At 76.1% G+C, this 23,877-nt stretch carries 21 protein-coding genes; 15 read left to right on the top strand and 6 right to left on the bottom strand.

Annotated elements, in window-relative coordinates; genetic code table 11:
- Positions 1-397: 397 nt before the first annotated feature.
- Positions 398-1,897: a leucyl aminopeptidase gene (locus ACRYR7_RS14755; RefSeq protein WP_432572861.1), complete on the bottom strand. Its 1,500-nt coding sequence runs from the start codon at positions 1,895-1,897 to the stop codon at positions 398-400.
- Between the two features lie 9 nt (positions 1,898-1,906).
- Positions 1,907-3,157 carry a nicotinate-nucleotide--dimethylbenzimidazole phosphoribosyltransferase gene (locus tag ACRYR7_RS14750; RefSeq protein ID WP_432572860.1) on the bottom strand — a complete coding sequence of 417 codons (1,251 nt, stop codon included), beginning with the start codon at positions 3,155-3,157 and terminating at the stop codon, positions 1,907-1,909.
- Between the two features lie 188 nt (positions 3,158-3,345).
- Here ACRYR7_RS14750 and ACRYR7_RS14745 point away from each other — a divergent pair, with 188 nt between their 5' ends.
- The 8 genes from ACRYR7_RS14745 to ACRYR7_RS14710 all read left to right on the top strand — a co-directional run bounded on the left by ACRYR7_RS14745 (position 3,346) and on the right by ACRYR7_RS14710 (position 12,536).
- Positions 3,346-4,620 (top strand): GAF domain-containing protein, encoded by a 1,275-nt coding sequence (locus ACRYR7_RS14745; RefSeq protein WP_432572859.1) that lies wholly within the window; start codon positions 3,346-3,348, stop codon positions 4,618-4,620.
- Positions 4,621-4,731: 111 nt separating this feature from the next.
- Positions 4,732-6,255, top strand: a complete 1,524-nt coding sequence (gene adh / locus ACRYR7_RS14740) for an aldehyde dehydrogenase (RefSeq protein ID WP_432572858.1) — start codon at positions 4,732-4,734, stop codon at positions 6,253-6,255.
- A complete protein-coding gene (locus tag ACRYR7_RS14735) occupies positions 6,255-6,710 on the top strand; it encodes a DUF779 domain-containing protein (RefSeq protein ID WP_432572857.1) in 456 nt (151 codons plus the stop codon). The genes adh and ACRYR7_RS14735 overlap by 1 nt, the downstream gene beginning before the upstream one ends.
- Positions 6,707-7,771 carry a Gfo/Idh/MocA family protein gene (locus ACRYR7_RS14730; RefSeq protein ID WP_432572856.1) on the top strand — a complete coding sequence of 355 codons (1,065 nt, stop codon included), beginning with the start codon at positions 6,707-6,709 and terminating at the stop codon, positions 7,769-7,771. The genes ACRYR7_RS14735 and ACRYR7_RS14730 overlap by 4 nt, the downstream gene beginning before the upstream one ends.
- A 236-nt stretch (positions 7,772-8,007) precedes the next feature.
- Positions 8,008-9,330, top strand: coding sequence for an MFS transporter (locus ACRYR7_RS14725; protein ID WP_432572855.1), 1,323 nt, complete (start codon positions 8,008-8,010; stop codon positions 9,328-9,330).
- Between the two features lie 127 nt (positions 9,331-9,457).
- Positions 9,458-10,570 (top strand): quinone-dependent dihydroorotate dehydrogenase, encoded by a 1,113-nt coding sequence (locus tag ACRYR7_RS14720; RefSeq protein ID WP_432572863.1) that lies wholly within the window; start codon positions 9,458-9,460, stop codon positions 10,568-10,570.
- 106 nt (positions 10,571-10,676) lie between these two features.
- Positions 10,677-12,281 carry an MFS transporter gene (locus ACRYR7_RS14715; protein WP_432572854.1) on the top strand — a complete coding sequence of 535 codons (1,605 nt, stop codon included), beginning with the start codon at positions 10,677-10,679 and terminating at the stop codon, positions 12,279-12,281.
- Positions 12,282-12,335: 54 nt separating this feature from the next.
- Positions 12,336-12,536 carry a hypothetical protein gene (locus ACRYR7_RS14710; RefSeq protein ID WP_432572862.1) on the top strand — a complete coding sequence of 67 codons (201 nt, stop codon included), beginning with the start codon at positions 12,336-12,338 and terminating at the stop codon, positions 12,534-12,536.
- 50 nt (positions 12,537-12,586) lie between these two features.
- Here ACRYR7_RS14710 and ACRYR7_RS14705 read toward each other — a convergent pair whose 3' ends face one another.
- Entirely contained in the window at positions 12,587-13,597 is a 1,011-nt protein-coding gene (locus ACRYR7_RS14705; RefSeq protein ID WP_432572853.1) for an aldo/keto reductase family protein, read from the bottom strand.
- A 95-nt stretch (positions 13,598-13,692) separates the two neighbouring features.
- Positions 13,693-14,286, bottom strand: a complete 594-nt coding sequence (locus ACRYR7_RS14700) for a DUF3043 domain-containing protein (RefSeq protein WP_432572852.1) — start codon at positions 14,284-14,286, stop codon at positions 13,693-13,695.
- Positions 14,287-14,356: 70 nt separating this feature from the next.
- Between ACRYR7_RS14700 and ACRYR7_RS14695 the strand changes: the two genes are divergently transcribed.
- The 6 genes from ACRYR7_RS14695 to ACRYR7_RS14670 all read left to right on the top strand — a co-directional run bounded on the left by ACRYR7_RS14695 (position 14,357) and on the right by ACRYR7_RS14670 (position 20,275).
- Positions 14,357-15,811: a dipeptidase gene (locus ACRYR7_RS14695; RefSeq protein ID WP_432572851.1), complete on the top strand. Its 1,455-nt coding sequence runs from the start codon at positions 14,357-14,359 to the stop codon at positions 15,809-15,811.
- A gap of 84 nt (positions 15,812-15,895) precedes the next feature.
- Positions 15,896-16,258, top strand: a complete 363-nt coding sequence (locus tag ACRYR7_RS14690; RefSeq protein WP_166609950.1) for a HesB/IscA family protein — start codon at positions 15,896-15,898, stop codon at positions 16,256-16,258.
- Between the two features lie 53 nt (positions 16,259-16,311).
- Positions 16,312-17,061, top strand: a complete 750-nt coding sequence (aat, locus tag ACRYR7_RS14685) for a leucyl/phenylalanyl-tRNA--protein transferase (RefSeq protein ID WP_432572850.1) — start codon at positions 16,312-16,314, stop codon at positions 17,059-17,061.
- Positions 17,062-17,153: 92 nt separating this feature from the next.
- Positions 17,154-18,098, top strand: coding sequence for an aa3-type cytochrome oxidase subunit II (ctaC, locus tag ACRYR7_RS14680; RefSeq protein WP_432572849.1), 945 nt, complete (start codon positions 17,154-17,156; stop codon positions 18,096-18,098).
- Positions 18,098-19,870 carry an aa3-type cytochrome oxidase subunit I gene (gene ctaD, locus ACRYR7_RS14675; protein WP_432572848.1) on the top strand — a complete coding sequence of 591 codons (1,773 nt, stop codon included), beginning with the start codon at positions 18,098-18,100 and terminating at the stop codon, positions 19,868-19,870. Before ctaC ends, ctaD begins: the two co-directional genes overlap by 1 nt.
- Positions 19,871-19,873: 3 nt before the next feature.
- On the top strand, positions 19,874-20,275 hold the full coding sequence (locus ACRYR7_RS14670; RefSeq protein ID WP_432572847.1) for a cytochrome c oxidase subunit 4: 402 nt from the start codon (positions 19,874-19,876) through the stop codon (positions 20,273-20,275).
- A 70-nt stretch (positions 20,276-20,345) separates the two neighbouring features.
- Here ACRYR7_RS14670 and ACRYR7_RS14665 read toward each other — a convergent pair whose 3' ends face one another.
- Positions 20,346-20,969: a hypothetical protein gene (locus ACRYR7_RS14665; protein ID WP_432572846.1), complete on the bottom strand. Its 624-nt coding sequence runs from the start codon at positions 20,967-20,969 to the stop codon at positions 20,346-20,348.
- Positions 20,966-22,264, bottom strand: coding sequence for an LbetaH domain-containing protein (locus tag ACRYR7_RS14660; protein ID WP_432572845.1), 1,299 nt, complete (start codon positions 22,262-22,264; stop codon positions 20,966-20,968). The genes ACRYR7_RS14665 and ACRYR7_RS14660 overlap by 4 nt, the downstream gene beginning before the upstream one ends.
- 235 nt (positions 22,265-22,499) lie before the next feature.
- Here ACRYR7_RS14660 and ACRYR7_RS14655 point away from each other — a divergent pair, with 235 nt between their 5' ends.
- Positions 22,500-23,720, top strand: a complete 1,221-nt coding sequence (locus ACRYR7_RS14655; RefSeq protein WP_432572844.1) for a L,D-transpeptidase — start codon at positions 22,500-22,502, stop codon at positions 23,718-23,720.
- Positions 23,721-23,877 lie beyond the last annotated feature (157 nt).

Genomic DNA, 23,877 nt, shown 5'->3' with positions numbered 1-23,877 from the left:
CCCCCCCCGCCCCCCCCCCCCCCCCCCCCCCCCCCCGCCCCCCCCCCCCCCCCCCCCCCCCCCCCCCCCCCCCCCCCCCCCCCCCCCCCCCCCCCCCCCCCCCCCCCCCCCGCGACGGGCGAGCAGGCGCAGGCCGGAGCGCGCAGCGGGCGCGGCGGAGTGCGTGGCGTGCATGGATCCTCCTGGGGATCGACCCCGTCGGTGCGAGGTGCGCGGATGGGTCTGGTTCGGGCGGACGGTCACGTCCCCCGAGGGACCGTCACTGCGAGCATAGCGGTAGTAGCTCTCCGTGCACGGCGGGAGGGGTGTCGCGCCCGGGCGCACCCCAGGGCGCACCCCGAGGCACCCCCATGGGGCACCTCGTGGAGTGGCTCGGGGAGCGCCCGGGGACCGGCCCTCAGGAGGCGAGGTCCTCCGCCAGCGCGACCAGGGTGCGCACCGCCACGCCGGTGCCCCCGCGGTGGGTGTAGCCGTACGGCTCGGAGGTCAGGAACGCCGGGCCCGCGATGTCCAGGTGCGCCCACGGCACGGGGGTGCCGTCGGCGCGCTCGCCGACGAACTCGCGCAGGAACACCCCGGCCACGAGCATCCCGCCGGCCCGGTCGCCGATGTTGGCCAGGTCGGCCACCTGCGAGTCCAGGCTCGGGCGCAGCTCCTCGGGCAGCGGCATCGGCCAGAACTGCTCGCCCGCGCGCGCGGCGGCGGCCAGCACGTCGTCGCGGAAGGAGTCGTCGTTGGCCATGACGGCCGACACGCGGTTGCCCAGCGCGACCACCTGCGCGCCGGTGAGGGTGGCCACGTCCACGACCCGGTCGGGCTGCTCGGCGGTGGCGGCCACGAGCGCGTCGGCCATGACCAGGCGGCCCTCGGCGTCGGTGTTGAGCACCTCCACGGTCGTGCCGCCGTGCATCGTCAGCACGTCCGAGGGGCGGATCGCCGTGCCCGAGGGCATGTTCTCGGCCACCGCGAGCCAGCCCGTCACCCGCACCGGCAGGTCCAGGTCGGCCACCGCCTTGACGGCCGCGAGCACGGCCGCGGCGCCGGACATGTCGCTCTTCATCGTCTCCATGCCCGCGGGGGGCTTGAGCGAGAGGCCGCCGGAGTCGAACGTGATGCCCTTGCCCACGAGCGCCAGGTGCGCCCGGGCGCCCCTGGGCGCGTGCTCGACCACCACCAGGCGCGGCGGGCGCGAAGAACCCTGCCCGACGCCGAGGATGCCGCCGTAGCCGCCGTCGGCCAGCTCGGCCTCGGTGAGCACCCGCACGCTCAGCGAGGTGCCGCGGGCCAGCTCCAGCGCCGCGTCGGCGAGGTCGGCCGGGGCCAGGTCGCCGGGGGCGGTGTTGACCAGGTCGCGCGCGACGGTGACCGCCTCGCCCAGCACGCGGGCGCGCTCCAGGCCGGCGCGCACGGCCCGGTCGCGCGGCTTGGCCACCAGCAGCGTCACCTGCTCCACCGGCGCGCGGCCGGCGGCCTTGTAGCGGGTGAAGGCGTAGGCGCCCAGGGCCGCGCCCTCGGCGAGCGCGCCGGCGGCGGCCGCGTCCTCGGCGGGCAGCGCCAGCGCCACCCGGCGCCGGCCGGCCAGCGCGCGCACGGCGGCGCCGGCGGCCCGGCGCAGCACCTCCGGGTCCGCCGGCTGCTCGCCCAGGCCCACGACCGCCACGACCGGGGCGCTCACGCCGGCGACCTGCGGCAGCAGGTGCACCGAGCCGGGCGCGCCGTCGGCCCCGAGGTCGGCCAGGGCCCGCGACAGCGCCGTGCGCGTGGCGCGGGGCAGGTCGTCGGCGCCCAGCAGCACCGGCACCGCCCCCTGCGCCCCCGGGGAGCGCGCGGCCCCCAGCACGACGGCGTCGGCGGAGACGCTCTTGACGGACTTGCTGCTCAGCTCGAGGCGCACCACCCGGTCACCCTACCCAGCGGTGCGCGCGTCCCCGGCGGCCCCGTGCGCGTGCGCACCGCCGCCGGCCCCCGCGTCGCCCGCGGGCGCGTCCTGGCCGACCGGGACCGCCGCCCCCTGCGCCTCCGGCGCGCTCTCGGGTCCCGGTGCGCCCTCCGCCTCCGGTGCGCCCTCCGCCTCCGGTGCGCCCTCGGGCTCGGGCTCGGGTTCCGGTGCCGGCCGGGCCGCCGCGTCGGCGGCGGCCAGCGCCTGCGCCGCCCGCAGCACGCCCAGCGCCGCCAGCGCGCCCGTGCCCGCGCCGCGGCCGGCGCCCAGGTCCAGCACCGGCACCAGCTTCAGCCGCTCCAGCGCCAGGTGCTGGGCCGGCTCGGCCGTGCGGGCGCCCACCAGCCACCACTTCTCGGCCCCCGGCACCCCGCGGCTGGCGACCAGGGCGGCGGCGGCGCCGACCACCCCGTCCAGCAGCACGGGGGTGCGCCGGGCGGCCGCGCGCAGCAGGAAGCCCACCGCCGCCGCGGTGTCCGGGCTGCCGGCCGTCTGCAGCAGCACCGCCGGGCGGGTGGCCACCGTGCGCGCCCGGCGCACCGCGTCGCGCACCGCGGCGGTCTTGCGCATCCACGCGTCGTCGCCGATCCCGCTGCCGCGGCCCACGACGTCGACGGCCCCCTTGCGCAGGCACGCCGCCACCAGGGTCGCGGCGACCGCTGTGGCGCCCGCGCCCACGTCGCCCAGCAGCAGCAGCTGCACGCCCTCGTCGACGGCCTCGTCGGCGATGGCGGCGCCGGCCCGCACGGCCGCCTCCGTCTCCTCGGCGCTCATCGCGTCCCGGACGGAGACGTCCTCGCTGCCGGCGCGCACCGCGCGGGCCGTCACCGCGGCCGGCAGGCCCGCCAGCTGCCCGCCCGGGTCCGCCACGCCCAGCGCGTGCACCGCCAGCGGCACCCCCGCCGCGGCGGCCAGCGCCGCCGCCGGGTGGGTGCCCCCCACCAGCGCCCGCACCGCCGCCGCCGTGGCGCCGGGCTCCAGCAGCGACACGCCCCGCGCGGCCACGCCGTGGTCCCCGGCCAGCACGACCAGCCGCACCCGCTCCAGCGGGCCGGCGACGTCGGCGTCGCGCGCGCCGGCCAGCCAGGTGGCCAGCTCGCGCAGGCGCGAGGGCGCCAGCAGCGGCGAGGCCGGTCCCGCCGGCACGACGGGCGCGTGCGGGGAGCGCAGCCCCTCGGCGACCTCGCGCAGGTTCAGCGGCCGCGGGCCGTCGGTCATCCTCAGCTCCTCGGGGTGGTGCGGGCGGGCCCGGCGGCGCGCGGACCGGGGAGATGGTCGCACCCGCGCCGCGCGCGCCGCGGCGCGCACCGCCCGGTCGGGCGCGCGGCGCTTGTCGCGCGCCCCGGCGCGCGCCTAGCGTCGGCACCGGCGGTCGACGGCGAGCGCGGACGGGCGGTGGTGCACGGGTGGCGAGCGGGCTCCGGGCGCGCGGGGGGCTCCTCGCGGCGCGCGAGGACTGGCTGGCGTCGAGCGCGAGCGGGCGCGCGGGCACCCCGCTGCCGGGGGCGCGCGAGGTCGTCTCGGCGTCCTGGTGGCGCAGCCGGCGCACCGGCCTGGACCCCGACCGGGTCCTGGCGCCGCTGGCCCTGCAGGGCGCCGAGCTGCGCGAGCGCCGCGCCGCGCACCCCCTGGCGCCGGTGCTGGACACCGCGCGCCGGCTGCTGCTCGCCGAGCCGCTGGGCGTGCCGGTGCTCGTGGCGGTCAGCGACGTGGACGGCACGCTGCTGTGGGTGGAGGGCGACCCCGGCCTGCGCCGCGCCGCCGAGGCGATGAGCTTCCTGCCCGGCGCGCGCTGGAGCGAGGAGGCCGCCGGGACCAACGCCCCCGGCACCGCCCTGGCGCTGGGCCGGCCGGTGCGGGTGCGCTCGGGGGAGCACTACGCCACCGCCGCCACCCGGTGGAGCTGCTCGGCCGCGCCGGTGCGCGACCCCGCCACCGGGCGGGTGCTGGGCGTGCTGGACCTCACCGGCGGCGACGAGCTGGGCCGCGAGCGGGCGCTGGCGCTGGTGAGCGCCGCGGTGGGCGCGGTGGAGGGCGAGCTGCGCGTGGCCGCGCTGCGCCGCGGGCTGGCCGGTCCCGCCGCCCGCGTCCCGCAGCGCGCCCGGCTGCGCCTGCTCGGCGCCGGCGGGCCCCTCCTGCGCGCCGGCGGGCGCGAGCACCGCCTCTCGCTGCGGCACGCGGAGCTGCTCCTGCTGCTGCTGACCGGCCCCGCCCGCGGCTGGAGCGCGGCGGCGCTGGCCGACGCCCTCGACGAGCGCGGCCTGGCGCCGGTGTCGGTGCGCGCCGAGGTGCACCGGCTGCGCGCGGTGCTGGCCGGGGCCGGCGCCGGGGGGCTGGGCCCCTCGCCCTCGCCGTACCGGCTCACCGGCGAGCTGGGCTGCGACGCGCTGGAGGTGCGCGAGGCGCTGCGCGCCGGCCGCGCCGGCGAGGCCGTCGACGCCTGGGCGGGGGAGCTGCTGCCGGCCTCCGACGCGCCGGGCGTGCGCGAGCTGCGCCAGGAGCTGCTCGTGGCCCTGCGCACCGCCGTGCTGGAGGGCGAGGACGACGACGCGCTGCTGCGCTTCTCGCGCGGCGCCGGCCGCGACGACGCGCACGTCGCGCAGGAGCTGCTGCGCCGCCTGGCGCCGGGCGACCCGGGGCGGGCGGAGGTGCTCGGGCGCGCCGCCCGCCTCGCCCGCTGAGCGCCGGCGGGCGCTGCGGCGGGGGTGCAACGCGGCTGCAACGCCCCCGGGCCTAGCGTGGCGGGACCGGGCGACGAGGTGGTCGCCCGCGACCGACCGCGGAGGTCCAGCATGACCGTCTACGAAGCACCCGGCCGCCCCGGCAGCGTGGTCTCGTACGCCGAGCGCTACGACCACTACATAGGCGGCGAGCACGTGCCGCCCGCCTCGGGGGAGTACTTCGAGAACCCCACGCCCGTCACCGGGCAGGTGTTCACCGAGGTCGCCCGCGGCACCGCCGCCGACGTCGAGCGCGCGCTGGACGCCGCGCACGCCGCCGCGCCGGCGTGGGGGCGCACCTCCGTCGCCGAGCGGGCGCTGGTGCTCCACCGCATCGCCGACCGCGTCGAGGCCAACCTCGAGAAGCTGGCCGTGGCCGAGACGTGGGACAACGGCAAGCCGGTGCGCGAGTGCCTGGCCGCGGACCTGCCGCTGGTGGTGGACCACCTGCGCTACTTCGCCGGGGTGGTGCGCGCCCAGGAGGGCGGCATCTCGCAGATCGACGACGACACCGTCGCCTACCACTTCCACGAGCCCCTCGGCGTGGTCGGGCAGATCATCCCGTGGAACTTCCCGCTGCTGATGGCGGTGTGGAAGCTGGCCCCGGCGCTGGCCGCCGGCAACGCCGTCGTGCTCAAGCCCGCCGAGCAGACGCCCGCGTCGATCATGCTGCTGATGGACCTCATCGGCGACCTGCTGCCGCCGGGCGTGGTCAACGTCGTCAACGGCTTCGGCGCCGAGGCCGGCAAGCCGCTGGCCAGCTCCCCGCGCATCCGCAAGATCGCCTTCACCGGGGAGACGACCACCGGCCGGCTGATCATGCAGTACGCCAGCCAGAACCTCATCCCGGTGACGCTGGAGCTGGGCGGCAAGAGCCCGAACATCTTCTTCGACGACGTCGCCCGGGTGCGGGACGACTTCTACGACAAGGCCCTCGAGGGGTTCACGATGTTCGCCCTGAACCAGGGCGAGGTGTGCACGTGCCCCTCGCGCGCGCTCATCCAGTCGACGATCTACGACGAGTTCCTCGCCGACGCCACCGAGCGCACGCGGGCCGTGAAGCAGGGCAACCCGCTGGACACCGCCACGATGATCGGCGCGCAGGCCAGCAACGACCAGCTCGAGAAGATCCTGTCCTACATCGACATCGGGCAGCAGGAGGGCGCCAAGCTCGTCACCGGCGGGCACCGCTCGGACCTGGGCGGGGAGCTGTCCGGCGGCTACTACGTCGAGCCGACGATCTTCGAGGGCGACAACTCGATGCGGATCTTCCAGGAGGAGATCTTCGGGCCCGTCGTCTCCGTCACCCGCTTCGACGACCCCGACGACGCCCTGAAGATCGCCAACGACACCCTCTACGGCCTCGGCGCCGGGGTGTGGTCGCGCGACGTGCACCTGGCGTACCGGATGGGCCGCGGCATCCAGGCCGGGCGGGTGTGGACGAACAACTACCACGCCTACCCCGCGCACGCGGCGTTCGGCGGCTACAAGAGCTCCGGCATCGGCCGGGAGAACCACGCGATGATGCTCGACCACTACCAGCAGACGAAGAACCTGCTGGTGAGCTACTCCACGAGCAAGCTGGGCTTCTTCTGATGGAGCCCGCTGCCGGGGCGGTGGGGCTGACCCCGCGGGCGGCGCAGCAGCTGCGCCGCCTGCGGGCGCGCCACGGGGAGCTGATGTTCCACCAGTCCGGCGGCTGCTGCGACGGCAGCGCGCCGATGTGCTTCGCCGCCGGGGACTTCCTGACCTCCGACGCCGACGTGCACCTCGGCGACGTGGTCGTCGAGGCCGAGGGGGAGCAGGAGGGCTTCCGCGTGCCGGTGTGGATGTCCCGCGAGCAGCACGCCCGCTGGGCGCACACCCGCCTGACGATCGACCTGGTGCCCGGCCGCGGCGCCGGGTTCTCCCTGGAGGCCCCGGACGGGGTGCGCTTCCTGGTGCGCTCGCACCTGGCCGGCGCGGGTGCCCCGGGCGTCCCTGGCGCCCCGGGCGGCTCCTGCGAGGTGCCGCCCGCCGCCGGCCCGCCCCCGGTAGCGTCCCGCGGGTGACCGCGGACAGCCCCGAGCAGACCCCGCCCGCCCCCGCCGGGCCGCCGGTGCGCTTCGCGCTGGTCGGCTACGGCGGCGGCGGGCGGTACTTCCACGCCCCCGTCCTCGCCGGCGCGCCCGGCTGCGAGCTGGTGGCGGTGGTCACGCGCGACGCCGGGCGCGCCGCGCTGGCGCGCGCCGAGCACGGGGTGCGCGCGGTCGCCTCGCTGGAGGAGGCGGCCGACCTGGGCGTGGAGGCGGTGGCGGTCTCCACGCCCGCCGACACGCACACCGCGCTCACCGAGCGCGCCCTGCGCCTGGGGCTGGCGACCGTGTGCGACAAGCCGTTCGCGCTGGACGCCGCGGCGGCGCGGCGCACCGTGGAGCTGGCCGCCGAGCTGGGGGTCCCGCTGAGCCCCTACCAGAACCGCCGCTGGGACTCGGACCTGCTCACGCTGCGCCGGGTGCTCGCCGACGGCGAGCTGGGGCGGGTGGTGCGCTTCGAGTCCGCCTTCGAGCGCTGGACGGCCGGGGACCCGCCGGCCGCCGGCGGGGGTCTGCTGCGCGACTTCGGCGCCCACCTGGTGGACCAGGCGCTGCACCTGTTCGGGCCGGTGGAGGCGGTGGCCGCGCAGGCGCGCGGCGGCGCGGGCGCCGAGACCGACTGGCGCGCGCAGCTCACCCACGCCGGCGGGGTGCGCAGCGAGCTGTCCGGCTCGTGGCACCAGGCGCTGCCCGCGCCGCGCTTCCGCGTGACCGGCACGGCGGGCACCTTCGTGCTCGAGGAGGCCGTGGACGGGCAGGAGGCCGCCCTGCTGGCCGGGCGCACCCCGGCCGCCGAGGGCGCGGCGTGGGGCGCGGAGCCGCCCTCGCGCTGGGGGCGCCTGGCGCTGGGCGGCGGGGCGCTGCGCCGGGTGCCCAGCGAGCACGGCCGCTGGCCGGACTTCTACGCCGCCTTCGCGCGGGCGGTGCGCGGGCTGGGCCCGGTCCCCGTCGACCCGCGCGACGCGGTGGCCACCACGGCCGTGGTCGACGCGGCCCTGCGGGCGGTCGCGCAGGGGCGCACCGTCGAGGTGGGCTGAGCCGGCCGGACCCGCCCGCGCCCTCGCCGCCGGGTTCCCGCGCGGTGCTCTCGTCTCACGATGTGGGACGACGGTCTCGCGGAGTGGATGCCCGCCGTCCGCTCGGGCACCCTCGGGCTGCCCCTGGAGCACCGCCGGCGACCCCGCGCGCGCCCCCGGGGGCCCCGCGCCGGACGCAGGTGGACCCCTGCCGGTGGCGTGACCACGAGCCGTCCCGCCGTCCCCGAAGGTGCCCCATGGGTCCGTCCGACCTGAACCCCACGATCCCCCGGCCGGGTGCCGCGCCCGTCGCGGCGAACCCCGTGCGCCGCGTCGCCGCCGCCAGCCTCATCGGCACGACGATCGAGTTCTACGACTTCTACGTCTACGCCACGGCCGCGGCGATCGTCTTCCCCGAGCTGTTCTTCCCGTCCGACAACCCGACGGCCTCGCTGCTCGGCTCGCTGGCCTCCTTCGCCATCGCCTTCGTCGCCCGCCCCATCGGCTCGATCGTCTTCGGCCACTTCGGCGACCGCATCGGGCGCAAGACCACGCTCGTGGCCGCGCTGCTCGTCATGGGGGTGTCCACCACCCTCATCGGCGTGCTGCCCACCCACGCCGTGGCCGGCAACCTCGCCACCGCGCTGCTGTGCCTGCTGCGCTTCGGGCAGGGCTTCGGCCTGGGCGGGGAGTGGGGCGGGGCCGCGCTGCTGGCCACCGAGAACGCCCCGGCGAACCGCCGCGCCCTCTACGGCATGCTGCCCCAGCTCGGCGCGCCCTTCGGCTTCATCATCGCCAACACCCTCTTCATCGCCCTGTCCTTCGGCATGAGCGAGGAGGCCTTCGCCTCCTGGGGCTGGCGCGTGCCGTTCCTGCTGAGCGCCGTGCTCGTCGGCCTGGGCCTGTACGTGCGCCTGAGCCTGACCGAGACCCCGGTGTTCGCCAAGGCGCTGGCCGAGGACCGCACCACCAGGGTCCCCGTCGCGGAGGTCTTCCGCGGCAGCTGGAGGACCGTCGTGCTCGGCGCCCTGTCCGTGGTGCTGACCTACGTGCTCTTCTACCTGACGACCACCTGGTCGCTGAGCTACGGCACCAAGGGCCTGGGCTACTCGCGCCACACCTTCCTGCTCATGCTGTGCGGCGCCGTCGTCTTCATGGCGCTGGCCACCCCGCTGTCCGGGGTGCTCGCCGACCGCTACGGCCGGCGCCCCGTGCTCGCCACCGCCATGGCCGGCGGCGGCGTCGTGGGCCTGCTCACCGGCCCGATGCTGGACTCCGGCAGCACGGCGCTGGTCATGCTGTGGCTGTGCGCGGGCCTGTTCTTCATGGGCCTGGTCTTCGGGCCCATCGGCGCCTACCTGCCCGAGCTGTTCCCCACCAACGTGCGCTACACCGGCGCCTCGCTGGCGTTCAACTCCGGCAGCATCCTGGGCGCCTCGCTGGCCCCCTACACCGCCGTGAAGCTGCAGGCGGCGCACGGCGTCAGCTGGGTGGGCTACTACCTCGCCGCGGCCGCCGTCGTCAGCCTGCTCTCGCTGCTGGCGCTGCGCGAGACCCGCACCGCCACGATCGACGGCTGAGCGCACCCGCCCGCACGCGACCGCACCCGCCGGCCCGGTCCCCGCACGGGGACCGGGCCGGCCCGCGTTACCCTGCGGTGGCCCCGCCACGACGACCGCCGGGGCGCGGCAGACGAGGGGGACCGTGGTGGCTGTCGGCTCGGGAGCCGCGTACCGGGCGCTGTACCGGACGCTCCTGACGAGGATCGACCCCGAGGTGGCCCACCACTGGGCCTTCAGCGCGATGCGCACCGCGGCCGGGGTCCCCCCGGCGGTGCCGCTGCTGCGCCGCGCGTTCGTCGAGCACGACCCCCGCCTGCGCACCCGCGTGCTGGGCATGGACCTGCCCGGCCCGCTCGGCCTGGCCGCCGGCTTCGACAAGGACGGCGCCGGCGTGGAGGCCCTGGCCCACTTCGGCTTCTCCTTCGTCGAGGTCGGCACCGTCACCGCCCTGCCCCAGCCGGGCAACCCCAAGCCCCGCCTGCACCGCCTCGTCGACGACCGCGCCGTCGTCAACCGCATGGGCTTCAACAACTCCGGCGCCGAGGCCGTCGCGCGCCGGCTGCGCCAGCTGCGCGCGGTGCCCCCGCGCCACCCCGTCGCCGTGGGCGTCAACATCGGCAAGAGCAAGGTCGTCGCCGAGGAGGACGCCGCGGCCGACTACGCCGTCTCCGCCCGGCTGCTGGCCCCCTACGCCGACTACCTCGTCGTCAACGTCAGCTCCCCGAACACCCCCGGGCTGCGCAACCTGCAGGCGGTGGACAAGCTGCGTCCCGTCCTGGACGCCGTGCGCACCGCCGGGGACGCCGCCGCCCACCGGCACGTGCCGCTGCTGGTGAAGATCGCTCCCGACCTCGAGGACGGGGACGTCGACGCCGTGGCCGACCTGGCCCTGGAGCTGGGCCTGGACGGCGTGGTGGCCACCAACACCACGATCCGCCGCGAGGGGCTGCGCTCGCACCCGGACGTGGTGGGCGCCGCCGGCGGCGGCGGGCTCTCCGGCGCCCCGCTGCGCGAGCGCTCGGTGCAGGTGCTGCGGCAGCTGGCCGCCCGCGCCGGCGACCGGCTCACCCTCGTCAGCGTCGGCGGCGTGGAGACCGCCGACGACGTGCGCGAGCGCCTGGAGTCCGGCGCCTCCCTGGTGCAGGCGTACACCGCGTTCATCTACGAGGGCCCCGGCTGGGCCCGCCGCGTGCTCAGCGACCTGGCCGCCTCCCGCTCGCGCCGCGAGGGCGACCGCAGCGCCCCCCGGCGCGCCTGAGCGGCCGGGCCCGCCCGCCTCGAGTTGTGGGCGGGCCCGCGAGCCGCGACGGTCGGGGCAGTGCAGCGAGCGGACCCGCTCGCACCCCCGTCAGGCGAGGAGCCCCATGACCGACGTCGCCCCGCGCCGTCCCGGTGGCGCGGACGGGCCCGGCCCCTCCGGCCGCGGCGCGACCGACCCCGACCCCACCCGCTGGCGCGCCCTGGGCGTCTGCCTGGTCGTGGGGTTCATGACCCTGCTGGACGTCTCCATCGTCAACGTCGCGCTGCCCTCCATCGAGGACTCGCTCGGCGCCGGCCCCTCCCAGGTGCAGTGGATCGTCGCCGGCTACGCCCTCGCCTTCGGCCTGGTGCTCGTGCCCGCCGGCCGCTTCGGCGACCTGTACTCCCGGCGCACGGTCTTCGCGGTCGGCCTGGCCGGGTTCGTCCTCACCAGCGCCGCCGCCGGCCTGGTGCAGTCGGCCACCGCGCTGGCGCTCGTGCGCCTGCTGCAGGGCGTGACCGCCGGGCTGGTCAACCCGCAGGTGCTCGCCTTCATCCAGCAGCTGTTCACCGGCGCCGAGCGCGGCCGCGCCTTCGCCGCCTTCGGCACCACCGTGGGCCTGTCCACCGCGATCGGCCCGCTGCTGGGCGGGGTGATCCTGCAGGTCTTCGGCGAGGAGCACGGCTGGCGCGGGGTGTTCCTCATCAACGTGCCCATCGGCGCGGTCCTGCTGCCGCTGGCCTGGCGCTGGCTGCCCGCTCAGCGGCGCTCGCAGGGCCGCCGCCCCGGCTTCGACGTGCCCGGCCTGCTGCTCCTGGCCGCCGCCGTGCTGCTGCTCATGCTGCCGTTCGTGCTCACCAGCGCCTCCTCCGCGCGCTGGTGGCTGCTCGCCCCCGGCCTGGTGCTGCTGGTGGCGTTCGCCCTGTGGGAGCGGCACCAGGACCGCCTGGACCGCAACCCCGTCATCGCCGTGAGCCTGGTGCGCACCCCGTCGTTCACCACGGGCGCGCTCATCGGCATGACCTACTTCGCCGGCTTCACCGGCATCTTCCTCGTCGTGACGCTCTACCTGCAGTCCGGGCTCGGCTTCTCCCCCCTGCAGGCCGGGCTGGTGCAGACGCCCTTCGCCCTGGCCTCCGCCGTGCTGGCCCAGGTCGGCGGCCGGCAGGTCGCCGGGCGCGGGCGCGCCGTCGTCGTCGTGGGCCTGCTCGTCGCCGCCGTCGGGCTGACCGCCGCCGACGTCGTCACCGCCGTGGTGCAGGGCACCGCCGGCGCCGTCGCCCTGGCCGCGTGCCTGGGCGTCACCGGCGTCGGCAGCGGCCTGGTCATCTCGCCCAACCAGACCCTCACCCTCGCCGACGTCCCGCGCAGCACCTCCGGCGTGGCCGGGGGAGCGCTGCAGACCGGTCAGCGCATCGGCTCGGCGATGGGCGTGGCCGCGGTCACGGCCGTCTTCTACTCGGTGCTGGCCAGCAGCGGCCTGAGCGGGCAGCGGCCCGCCGGGGCCGGCGGCGAGGTGCCCGAGCAGGTGCAGACCGCCTTCGGCGAGGCCCTCTCGGGCGGGCTGCGCGTCTCGCTCGGGCTCGTCGTGGCCGCCCTGGTCCTGGCCCTGCTCGACCTGCGCCGGCGCCGCTCGGCGGACGGCGCGCCCGAGCACCCGGGCCGGGCGGGGGAGCCGGGGGGCCGGCACGGCGGCGAGCACGTGCGCGCCCCGCGCCACCGCGGCTGACGGCGGGGCGGGCGGGGCGCGCGCCGGTGGGTTAGCGTCGCGCGGGTGAGGCCGATGCAGTGGACCTGGACCCTCGAGGACGCCGAGGGGCGCCCCCTGGAGGGTGGCGGCGAGGTGTTCCCGACGCAGTCGGACGCCGAGGTGTGGATCGGGGAGAGCTGGCGGGCCCTGCGCGAGCGCGGCGCGGAGTCCGCCCACCTGTTCGCCGACGGCGCGCGCGTGTACGGCCCGCTCAGCCTGCGCCCCGCCGACTGAGCGGGGGCGCGGGCCGGGCGGGCCGTCGTGCGGTCGTCAGGACCGGTGCGTCAGGACGGCCGGCCGGCCGGGGCGTTGCGCGCCGTCATCGCCGGGTCGCGCTCGACGACGTCGCCGAGCACCTCGTCGACGCGGGCCATCAGCTCCGGCGGGATCACCACGCCGGCCGCCTTGACGTTCTCCGTGACCTGCTCGGGGCGCGAGGCGCCGATGATCGCGGTGGCCACGTTGTCGTTCTGCAGCACCCACGCCACCGCCAGCTGCGACATGGACAGGTCCAGCTCGGCGGCCACGCCGCGCAGCTTCTGCACCCGCTCCAGCACCTCGTCGCGCATCCAGCGGCTGATCATCTGCCGGCCGCCCTTCTCGTCCGTGGCGCGGCTGCCCGCCGGCGGCTCGGCGCCGGGGCGGTACTTGCCGGTCAGCACGCCCTGGGCGATGGGGGACCACACCACCTGCGAGACGCCCAGCTCGCGGCTGGTGGGCACGACCTCGCCCTCGATGACGCGCCACAGCGCCGAGTACTGCGGCTGGTTGGACACCAGCTGGAAGCCCAGCTGGCGCGCCAGGGCGTGCCCGGCGCGGATCTGCTCGGCCGTCCACTCGCTGACGCCGACGTACAGGGCCTTGCCGGAGCGCACGACGTCGGCGAACGCCTGCATCGTCTCCTCCAGCGGCGTCTCCGTGTCGTAGCGGTGCGCCTGGTAGACGTCGACGTGGTCGGTGCCCAGGCGCCGCAGCGAGCCCTCGATGGACTCGGCGATGTGCTTGCGCGACAGGCCGGAGTCGTTGGGGCCCTTGGGGCCGGTGGGGAAGTAGACCTTCGTCATGATCTCGAGGCTCTCGCGGCGCTCGCCCCTCAGCGCCTGCCCCAGGACCGTCTCGGCGGCCGTGTTCGCGTAGACGTCGGCGGTGTCGAACGTCGTGATGCCCGCCTCCAGGGCGGCGCGCACGCAGGCGATCGCGGCGTCGTTCTCGACCTGCGAGCCGTGCGTGAGCCAGTTGCCGTACGTGATCTCCGAGATCTTCAGACCGCTGCGACCGAGGTGTCGGAACTCCATGGCCGCGACGGTAGGGCCTCGGGCGCCCCGGCGCCCGGCGTCCGGGCGGACCCGGCGCGCCGCGGCGGGGTGCGGGGGGCGGCGGGGTGCCGGCCTCAGCGGGGCGCGGCGCCCCGCTCGACCATGGGCACCGGGCGGCGCATCCGGCGGATCTGCAGGGCGCGGGTGACGCCGTAGGAGACCAGGCCGCGCTCGGGCTCGTCGAAGCGGGCGGCCAGGGCGCGCTTGACGCGCCGGCCCAGCAGCACGCTGTCCACGACGACGAGCGCGAGCATCCCGTAGATGAGCACGGTCGTGCCCAGCAGCAGCGCGGCCGAGCCGACCGGCTGGGCCACCATCGACAGCAGCAGCGAGGCGCCGGCGATGATGAGGAAGTACTCGCCCACGTTGCGCCGGGCGTCCACGACGTCGCGCACGAAGCGGCGCTGCGGGCCGCGGTCGCGCGCCGGCAGGTAGCGCTCGTCACCGGTGACCAGCGCCTGCTGCACCTTCACGCGCTCCTGGCGCTGCGCCTCGCGGGCGGCCTTCGCGGCGGCCTTGCGGTCGGCGGGCACCAGGGGGCGGGCGTTGCGGGCCTGCGCCTCGCTGCGCCGGGGGGTGGGACGGCCCTTGCCGCCGGGCTTCGTCAGCTCGACGACCGGGGCGGCCGGCGCCTCGGGGGCCTGCTTCTCCTTCGAGCGTCCGAACACGCCGCCAGGGTACGGCACCGGCGGGCCCGCCCCGGCGGCTCGCGCACCGCGCGGGGTAGCGTCGCCGGGCGTGAGCCAGGACACCACGCCCCTGCCCGAGTCCGGCCCCGCGCGCACCGACGCGCTGCGCGCCGCCTGCACCGCCGGTGCCGCCGCCGCCCGCGCCGACCTCGAGGCGCTGGTGCGCATCCCCAGCGTCTCCGCGCCCGCCTTCGACCAGGCGCACGTCGCCGCCAGCGCCGACGCCGTGGCCCGGCTGCTGCGCGATGCGGGCCTGCCGCAGGTGGAGGTGCGCACCGCCGAGGCCGTCGTCGACGGCGTCGCGCTGCGCAGCGCCCCGGCGGTCGTCGCCCGCCGCCCCGCGCCGGCCGGGCGGCCCACGGTGCTGCTGTACGCCCACCACGACGTGCAGCCGCCGGGGGCGCCGGAGCAGTGGAGCAGCCCCGCCTTCGAGCCCGCCGAGCGCGACGGGCGCCTCTTCGGGCGCGGCACCGCCGACGACAAGGCCGGCGTCGTGGTCCACGTCAACGCGCTGCGCACCCTGCTGCCGCTGTGGGGCCCGGACGACGGCGTGGGCGTGACCGTCTTCGTCGAGGGCGAGGAGGAGATCGGCTCCCCGGCCTTCGGCGCCTTCCTGGCCGAGCACCGCGCCGACCTGGCCGCCGACGTCATCGTCGTGGCCGACTCCGGCAACTGGCGCGTGGGCGTGCCGGCGATCACCACCACGCTGCGCGGCCTGGTGGACTGCGTCGTCACCGTCTCCGTGCTCAGCCACCCGGTGCACTCCGGCGTCAACGGCGGTCCCGTGCTCGACGCGCTGACCTGCCTGTCGCGCCTGGTGGCCACCCTGCACGACGAGGCCGGCGACGTGGCCGTCAAGGGCCTGCACGCCGGCTCCGCCGGCGCGGTGGACCTCACCGAGGCGCAGTACCGCGCCGACGCCGGCGTCCTGGAGGGCGTGCGCCTGGCCGGCACCGGCTCCGTGGCGGACCGGCTGTGGACCAAGCCGGCCCTGTCGGTCATCGGGGTCGACGCCACCCCCGTGGACACCGCCAGCAACACCCTGGTGCCCTCGGCGCGCGCCAAGCTCAGCCTGCGCCTGGCCCCGGGCCAGGACCCGCGCGAGGCGATGACCGCGCTGCGCCGGCACCTGCTCGCGCACGCCCCCTTCGGCGCGCGCGTGGAGGTCGCCGAGGGCGAGGCGGGCAGCTCCTTCTCCGCCGACACCACCTCCCCGGCGCACGAGGTGGCCCGCGCCGCCTTCGAGGAGGCCTACGGCGCCCCGGTCGTGGAGATGGGCATGGGCGGCTCCATCCCCTTCATCGCCGACCTGGTCGCCGAGCACCCCGGCGCCTCGATCCTCGTCACCGGCGTGGAGGACCCCGACTCGCGCGCCCACGGCCCGGACGAGTCGCTGCACCTGGCCGACTTCGAGCGCGCCTGCCTGGGCGAGGTGCTGCTGCTGGACGGCCTGGCCGGCGTCCCGGCCGCCGTGACGGGCACGGGCGCGCCGGCGCGGCCGTAACCTGGTGCCGGGAACAACCGCGCCGCACCCGCGGTTGGCCCGGACAGCGTCCCCAGTCGACGAGTGGAACCGGAGACCCGCCTCATGACCACGACGACCGCCGCAGAAGAGCAGACCCGCGCCCACGGCGTGGAGCTCACCGACGTCGCCGCCACCAAGGTCCGCACCCTGCTGGAGCAGGAGGGCCGCGACGACCTGCGGCTGCGCATCGCCGTGCAGCCCGGCGGCTGCTCGGGCCTGATCTACCAGCTGTACTTCGACGAGCGCGAGCTGGACGGGGACGCTGTGCGCGACTTCGACGGCGTGGGCGTCGTCGTCGACAAGATGAGCGCCCCGTACCTGGACGGCGCGACCATCGACTTCGCCGACACGATCGAGAAGCAGGGCTTCACGATCGACAACCCGAACGCGGGCAGCAGCTGCGCCTGCGGCGACTCGTTCTCCTGACGGGTCCGGACACCCCGACGGCCCCCGCGCCCCCCGGCGCGGGGGCCGCTCGCGTGTGGGCGGCCCCGCTGCCCGCCGCGCCCGCCGGCCGCCCGCGCCGGCACCCGGGCCGGGCCCGCTTCGCCTTCGAGCGCCTGGCGCCGCGGCCGGGGGAGGACCTCGTGGCCGCGGGCGGGGACCTGGCCCCGGAGACGCTGCTGGCCGCCTACGCGCGCGGGCTCTTCCCCATGGGGCTGGGCGGTGGCGGCAGCGGGCCGGTCGGCTGGTGGTCGCCCGACCCGCGCGGGGTGCTCCTGCCCGAGCGCGTGCACGTCTCCCGCTCGCTGCGCCGGGCGCTGCGCGGCTTCGAGGTGCGCGTGGACACCGCCTTCGACGAGGTCGTCGCCGGGTGCGCGGACCCCTCCCGGCCCGGGGCGTGGATCACCGCCGAGGTCGCCGCCGCCTACGGCCGGCTGCACCGGCTGGGGTGGGCGCACTCGGTGGAGGTGTGGGCCGGCGGGGAGCTGGCGGGCGGGCTGTACGGCGTCTCCCTGGGCGGGCTGTTCGCCGCGGAGTCCAAGTTCCACCGCGTGCGCGACGCCTCCAAGGCGGCCGTGGTGGCGCTGGCGGACCTCCTGGCGGCCGACGGCGCGCCGGGCCGGCTGGTCGACGTGCAGTGGCGCACGGAGCACCTGGCCACCCTCGGCGTGGAGGAGGTGGACCGGCCCCGCTACCACCGCCTGCTGAGGGCCGCGCTGGCCCGGCCCGTGCCCGCGGTGTTCGCGGCGCGCCCCGACCCGTCCGACAGCTACGACGGGGGGTAGTCTCATCACCCGTAGGGACGCTCCTGCCCACGACCCTCACGCCGCGGGCACGGGACGTCCCCGTCTCTGCACGAACCGTGGGAAGGCCGACGTTGGGCACGCGAGACTCGGACGCGACGCGTCGTCGCCGTCCCCCCAAGGCGCTGGGCGCCGGCGTCCTCGCCGGGGCGACGGCGTTGCTGCTGACGGGCTGCTCCGCCGCCGACTGGCCGGACGCGAGCGCGAGCAACTTCTTCCTGCCGGACGCCAGCATCGGCGCCACCAACCAGACCGAGCGCATCTCCGAGCTGTGGGACGGCTCGTGGATCGCCGCGCTGGCCGTGGGCCTGCTCGTCTGGGGTCTGACGGTGTGGGTCGTGGTGGCCTACCGCCGCCGCAAGGGCGACCCCGAGCTGCCGCCGCAGACGCGCTACAACATGCCGATCGAGATCCTCTACACCATCGTCCCCGTGATGATGGTCGGGGTCCTCTTCTACTACACGGCCCGTGACCAGGAGGCGATCCTGAACACCACGGGCACCCCCGACGTCACCATCGACGTCGTGGGCAAGAAGTGGGGCTGGGACTTCAACTACCTGGACCAGTCGGGCCAGCCGATCGCCTACGAGGCTGGTCGCCAGGCCGACCTCACCGGTGAGCCCGGCGTGGAGGAGCAGCTGCCCACGCTCTACGTCCCGGTGGACCAGAACGTGCAGTTCAACCTGTACGCGCGCGACGTGATCCACTCCTTCTGGATCCCCGCCTTCCTGTTCAAGCAGGACATGATCCCCGGCAGCCCGAACCGCTTCCAGGTCACCCCCACCAAGGAGGGCCTGTACAAGGGCAAGTGCGCCGAGCTCTGCGGCGACTACCACTCGGAGATGCTCTTCAACGTCCGCGTGGTGTCCCAGGCGGAGTACGAGCAGCACGTCCGCGACCTCGAGGCCCGCGGGCAGACCGGCGGCATGCCGACCGGTCTCGCCGGTGAGCGCGAGAACGAGCTCGGTGGCGGTGCGGACCCCGCCGGCGACGAGTCCAGCGATGGGAACAACAGCTGATGGCCAGCGAGAGCTTCAACGCACCGGGTCTGGCGACCCGGGTCACCACGCGCCAGCCGCTCGGGGCCGTCGTGCCCCGCCGGCACGGCTCGGTCATCTCGGGCTGGCTGTCCAGCACCGACCACAAGGTGATCGGCAACCTCTACTTCATCACCGCCTTCCTCTGGTTCCTCATCGGCGGCGTGCTCGCCCTGCTCATCCGCGCCGAGCTCTTCGCGCCGGGCATGCAGGTCTTCAACACGAAGAACGAGTACAACCAGGCGTTCACGATGCACGGCACGATCATGCTGCTGCTCTTCGCGACGCCGCTCTTCTCCGCCTTCGCCAACGCGATCATGCCGCTGCAGATCGGTGCGCCCGACGTGGCGTTCCCGCGGCTGAACATGCTCTCGTACTGGCTCTTCCTCTTCGGCGGCCTCATCGCCGCCGCCGGCTTCCTGGTCCCCGGCGGCGCCGCGGCCTTCGGGTGGTTCGCCTACGCGCCCCTGTCGGACGTCATCCACTCACCGGGCCTGGGCGGCAACCTGTGGGTGCTGGGCCTGGCCTTCTCCGGCTTCGGCACCATCCTCGGCGCGGTCAACTTCATCACCACGATCATCTGCATGCGCATGCCCGGCATGACGATGTTCCGGATGCCGATCTTCACCTGGAACACCCTGATCACCAGCGTGCTGATCCTCATGGCGTTCCCGGTCCTGGCCGCCGCGCTGCTGGCCCTGGCCGCCGACCGCATCATGGGCGCCCACGTCTTCGAGGCCGCCAACGGCGGCCCGATCCTGTGGCAGCACCTGTTCTGGTTCTTCGGGCACCCGGAGGTCTACATCATCGCGCTGCCGTTCTTCGGCATCGTGACCGAGATCTTCCCGGTCTTCAGCCGCAAGCCGGTCTTCGGCTACAAGGGCCTGGTCTTCGCGACGATCTCCATCGCCGGCCTCTCGGTGACCGTGTGGGCGCACCACATGTACGTCACCGGCAAGGTGCTGCTGCCCTTCTTCGCCTTCATGACCATGCTGATCGCCGTGCCCACGGGCGTGAAGTTCTTCAACTGGATCGGCACGATGTGGCGCGGGTCGCTGACCTTCGACACCCCGCTGCTGTGGAGCGTCGGCTTCCTGGTGACCTTCCTCTTCGGCGGTCTGACCGGCGTGATCCTGTCCTCGCCGCCGCTGGACTTCCAGCTCTCGGACTCCTACTTCGTCGTGGCGCACTTCCACTACGTCGTCTTCGGCACCGTCGTCTTCGCGATGTTCGCCGGCTTCTACTTCTGGTGGCCGAAGCTGACGGGCAAGATGCTCCACGAGGGCTGGGGCAAGCTGCACTTCTGGATGCTCTTCATCGGCTTCCACGCCACCTTCCTCATCCAGCACTGGCTGGGGGCGGCCGGCATGCCGCGCCGCTACGCGGACTACCTGCCCGGTGAGGGCTTCCAGACCATGAACGAGATCTCCACGATCGGCTCGTTCGTCCTGGGCGCCTCGTTCCTGCCGTTCCTGTGGAACGTGTACCGCACCGCCCGCTACGGCGAGAAGGTCACCGTGGACGACCCGTGGGGCTACGGGATGTCGCTGGAGTGGGCGACCTCGTGCCCGCCGCCGCGGCACAACTTCACCTCGCTGCCGCGGGTGCGCTCCGAGCGCCCGGCGTTCGACCTGCACCACCCCGAGGCGATCGGCCGCGACACGCCGACGGACGCGCGCAGCAAGAACATCCTGGACCACGCCTTCGGCGAGGCCGACCTGTCCCACCGCGAGGAAGACCTGGGGAAGCGCTGACCGATGAAGTCCGAGACCTGGCTGTTCTCCGGCGGGATCCTCTTCTTCCTGCCCGTGGCCTTCGTGTACGGCCTGCTCACGCAGTGGGACGAGTGGGTCGGCTTCATCGCCCTGCTGCTCACCGGCGGTCTGGCGTCCCTCGTGGGGACGTACCTGTTCATCACGGCCCGACGGATCGACTCGCGTCCCGAGGACGACCTGCGCGCCGACATCACCGAGGGCGCGGGGGAGCAGGGCTTCTTCCCCCCGTTCAGCTGGTGGCCGCTCTACCTGGCCGCCGCCGGCGCGATCGTCTTCGCCGGTGCGGCGGTCGGCTGGTGGCTGTGGATCATCGGCATGGCGTTCACCATCCCGATGATCGTCGGCTGGGTGTTCGAGCACTACGTGGGTGAGCACGCCCACTGAGCCCAGCGCTCCGCACGCAGGAGGCCCCGCACCCGGGTGGGTGCGGGGCCTCCTCGCGTCCGGGGCGGGATCAGCTCCCGCCCCGCTGCTCCTCCCCGGCGTGGCCCTGCTCGTGCTCCTCGTGCCCGTGCGCCTCGTCCCCGTGCCCGTCCTGCCGGCCGGGGCCGTGGTCGTGCGGCGTGGTGGTCAGCGGGCGGCCGTCCGCGGGGACGTCGCCCACGGGGATCCACCCCGTGGCCGGCCCGCTCGTGCCGTCCCGCGCCACGGCCGCCACCGACACCAGCAGCTGCGAGGACGTGAAGAGCAGCCCCGCCGCGCGCTCCGTGCCGTACCGCTCGGGAGCCGAGCTGCCCGCGGCCGCGGTGACCCGCACCGTCGTCGCCGTGGTGGTCTCGTCGGGGCTCGAGCCCCGCGGGACGCCCTCGGCGCTGGCGTAGCGCACCGCGTAGGACGAGGCCCCCGCCACCGGTGCCCAGCTGAGCTGCCAGTCCACGCTCCACGTCACCACGGGAGCCCCGGTCGGGCCCGCGCCCTCCCGGCGGCTGTCCACCGTCGCCACCCGCAGGTCGGCGGGCGCCACCGGGGGAGCGGGGGGCGGGGGCGGCGGCACGGGCGGCACCGAGCGCGCCTGGGTGCACCCCCCGAGCAGCACCGTGCCCAGCAGCGCGGCCGTGGCCGTGGCGGGCCACCTCACCACTCGACCGCCCCGAAGACCTCGTCGTTGGCGTAGACGGTGCGGTCCGGCACGACCTGGCCCACCTCCAGCTCGCTGCCGACCACGGCGCTGCGCTCACCCACCACGGACCCGTTGCGCAGCAGCGAGCGGAACACCACCGACTCGTCGCCCAGCACCACGTCGTTGCCGATGGTCGTCGGTGCGCTGACGCCCGTGGTGGGGTCGACCGCCGGGCGCCCGCCGCCGTGCACGATGACGCGCTCGCCGTAGGTGACGCGGTTGCCGACCGAGAGGTCCGAACCCTCCAGCGCGTGGAAGATCGTCCGGTTGCCCATGGAGCGCACCGTGCCCACCGCGAAGGGCCCGCCCTCGTCGGCGCGCAGGGAGATGCGCGAGCCCATCCGGGCCGACAGCGTCGCCAGGTCGTCCTCGAAGCAGACGTCGCCGATGACGCGGTTGCGGAACGCGGGGTCGCGCACCTCCGGGCCGGTGCACAGGGCGGACTCCACGGTGGGGGCGTCGCGCGAGACGTCGAACACGTTGCCTCCCGGGTCGACGTTGATGCCGCGCACCGTGCTGGGGTCCTCGGCCGCCAGGCGGGAGTACTCGCGCGCCAGCCCCGTGTTGACCTCCACCACGGCGCTGTTGAAGAGGCGGTCGGCCTCCACGAGCGGGCGGACCTTGCCCAGGGCGGGGTCGTCCGCCTCGGCCTGGGTGCGCACGTCCTTGCCGGGCAGGACCATGGTTCCGCTGCGCAGCACCACCCCGGGCCCGACGCGGCTCAGCGCGGACAGGCCGGTGTCGCGCTCGAGCACCGCCCCGTCGACGAGGGCGCCGAAGCTGATGAAGACCCCGGAGTCGGCCGGGTCGGCCTCGCCGGCGCCGATGCGCGCCGGCCCGCGCACCGCCGAGCCGTGCGCCAGGATCACCCGCTCACCGACCTCCACGCCGTCGAAGGTCCTCAGGCCCGCCGCGGCCAGGGACCGGTCCTCGGCCGGCCAGCGGGGGACCAGGGCCTCCACGCGCACGGAGTCCTGCACGTTGGACTCCGCCCCGATCTCGATGCCCACGCGCCCGGCGGCGAGCAGCTGGGCGAAGGGCCCCACGTACACCTGCTCGCCCAGCGCCACCGAGCGCGCCGAGCGCAGCTGCGCCGTCGGGTCCACGAAGGACGCGCCGACCGCCGTGCTCGCCGGCTCCGGCGCGGGCTCCGCCGCGCGGGCCGGGACCGTCAGCGCGGTCGTCGTCAGGCAGAGCACCACCGCGGCCCCGCCGATCGCCCCGTGCACCCGGGGCCGTCCGTGCCGTCTCACCGTCACGCCCTCCTCCGTCCCGTCGGGAGCCGGAGCACCCGATCCCACGACTCTGTGTGCTTCATGTGTAGCAGTCCGTCGCGCGCGGTGGCGGTTCTGCTGTGTCGCAGGTCACGTCGGCGCCGGTGCAACGCGCCGGGTGCCCGCGACGTCACTCCTGTGGAGCCGTCCGGTGAGAGCATGGGCGGCGGGGGAGACGATCGGGCCGCTCGCACGGCCCTGGGGGGAAGCACCAGTGAGCACGTCGCACCACCGCGCCCGCGCCCGGGCGTCCGCAGCACTCCTGCTGGCCACGACCGCCGTGCTGGTGACGGCCTGCGGGCCGGGCGGCACCGCGGAGGGCGGGGCCGCGGGCGGCCGCCCGGCCGCCACCGCCTCCGCGACGCCCGTCGCGTTCACCGTGACCCCCGGCGACGCCAGCACCGACGTCCGCCTCGACGCACCCGTCGCCGTGGCCGTCAGCGGCGGCCGCCTCGACGAGGTCACCGTCACCGCTGCCGACGGCAGCGCCCTGCCCGGCGCCGTCGACCCCGCCAGCGGCACCTGGACCAGCAGCGGCCCGCTGACCGCCGGCACCCGCTACGCCGTGCACGCCGTCGCCACCGACGGCGCGGGCGCGCATGTGGTCCACGACAGCGCCCTGACCACCCTCACGCCCGTGGCGACGGCCTTCCCGGCCGTCTCGCCGCTCGACGGCGCCACCGTGGGCGTGGGCATGCCCGTCATCGTCACCCTCGACGAGCCCGTCGCCGACGACCGTCGCGCCGCCGTCGAGGAGAACCTGCGCGTCACGACCAGCCCCGCGCCCGTGGAGGGCTCCTGGAGCTGGCGGTCGGACACGAAGGTCGAGTTCCGCCCGCGGGAGTACTGGCCGGCCCGGACGGACGTCCACCTCGACGTCGACCTCGGCGACGTCGAGGTCTCGCCCGGCGTGTGGGGCACCACCCGCGACATCGACTTCACCGTGGGCAGCGCGATGGTGAGCACCGTGGACATCGCCGCGCACACCCTCACCGTCACCCGGGACGGCGAGGTGCTGCGCACCATCCCCGTCACCCTCGGGCAGTCCGGCAGCGGCGGGCGCTACGTCACCCGCAGCGGCACCAAGGTCGTCATGAGCCTGGAGGAGTCCCGGCAGATGGACGCCGAGACCACCGGCGTCAGCAAGGACGACCCCGACTACTACAACGTCGCCGTGAAGTACGCGATGCGCCTGACGAACTCCGGTGAGTTCCTGCACGCGGCTCCCTGGTCGGTGGCCTCGCAGGGCCGCGCCAACGTCAGCCACGGCTGCACGGGCATGAGCACCGAGGACGCGCGCTGGGTGTTCGAGCACTCCAAGGTCGGCGACGTCGTGCAGTACGTGGGCAGCGAGCGCGGCCTGGAGGACGGCAACGGCTTCACCGCCTGGAACACCGGCTGGGAGGAGTGGACCGCGGGCTCGGCCCTCAGCTGAGCGGCGGCCTCGACGAGCCCGGTGGGGGAGACCCCGCCGGGCTCGCGCGCGTCCACCGCCGTTGGCCCGAGCACCGCCGTCAGCGCGGGCGCTCCGGCCCCCGGCGGCGGCGGTGCCGCGACAGCACGACGAAGGCCCCGGGCGAGCGCCCGGGGCC

The organism is Kineococcus gurbantunggutensis, from assembly GCF_050871925.1.
GTDB lineage: Bacteria > Actinomycetota > Actinomycetes > Actinomycetales > Kineococcaceae > Kineococcus.
The sequence above is the reverse complement of the archived record's forward strand: the minus strand, read 5'-3'. Positions and strand labels throughout refer to the sequence as shown.

Bases quoted from the DNA above. Each gene is read 5' to 3' on its own strand.
- ACRYR7_RS14715 (WP_432572854.1), top strand. From the start codon at position 10,677: ATGACCGACGTCGCCCCGCGCCGTCCCGGTGGCGCGGACGGGCCCGGC.
- ACRYR7_RS14725 (WP_432572855.1), top strand. From the start codon at position 8,008: ATGGGTCCGTCCGACCTGAACCCCACGATCCCCCGGCCGGGTGCCGCG.
- ACRYR7_RS14710 (WP_432572862.1), top strand. From the start codon at position 12,336: ATGCAGTGGACCTGGACCCTCGAGGACGCCGAGGGGCGCCCCCTGGAG.
- ctaD (WP_432572848.1), top strand. From the start codon at position 18,098: ATGGCCAGCGAGAGCTTCAACGCACCGGGTCTGGCGACCCGGGTCACC.
- adh (WP_432572858.1), top strand. From the start codon at position 4,732: ATGACCGTCTACGAAGCACCCGGCCGCCCCGGCAGCGTGGTCTCGTAC.
- ACRYR7_RS14735 (WP_432572857.1), top strand. From the start codon at position 6,255: ATGGAGCCCGCTGCCGGGGCGGTGGGGCTGACCCCGCGGGCGGCGCAG.
- ACRYR7_RS14690 (WP_166609950.1), top strand. From the start codon at position 15,896: ATGACCACGACGACCGCCGCAGAAGAGCAGACCCGCGCCCACGGCGTG.
- ACRYR7_RS14750 (WP_432572860.1), bottom strand. From the start codon at position 3,157: ATGACCGACGGCCCGCGGCCGCTGAACCTGCGCGAGGTCGCCGAGGGG.
- ACRYR7_RS14705 (WP_432572853.1), bottom strand. From the start codon at position 13,597: ATGGAGTTCCGACACCTCGGTCGCAGCGGTCTGAAGATCTCGGAGATC.
- ACRYR7_RS14670 (WP_432572847.1), top strand. From the start codon at position 19,874: ATGAAGTCCGAGACCTGGCTGTTCTCCGGCGGGATCCTCTTCTTCCTG.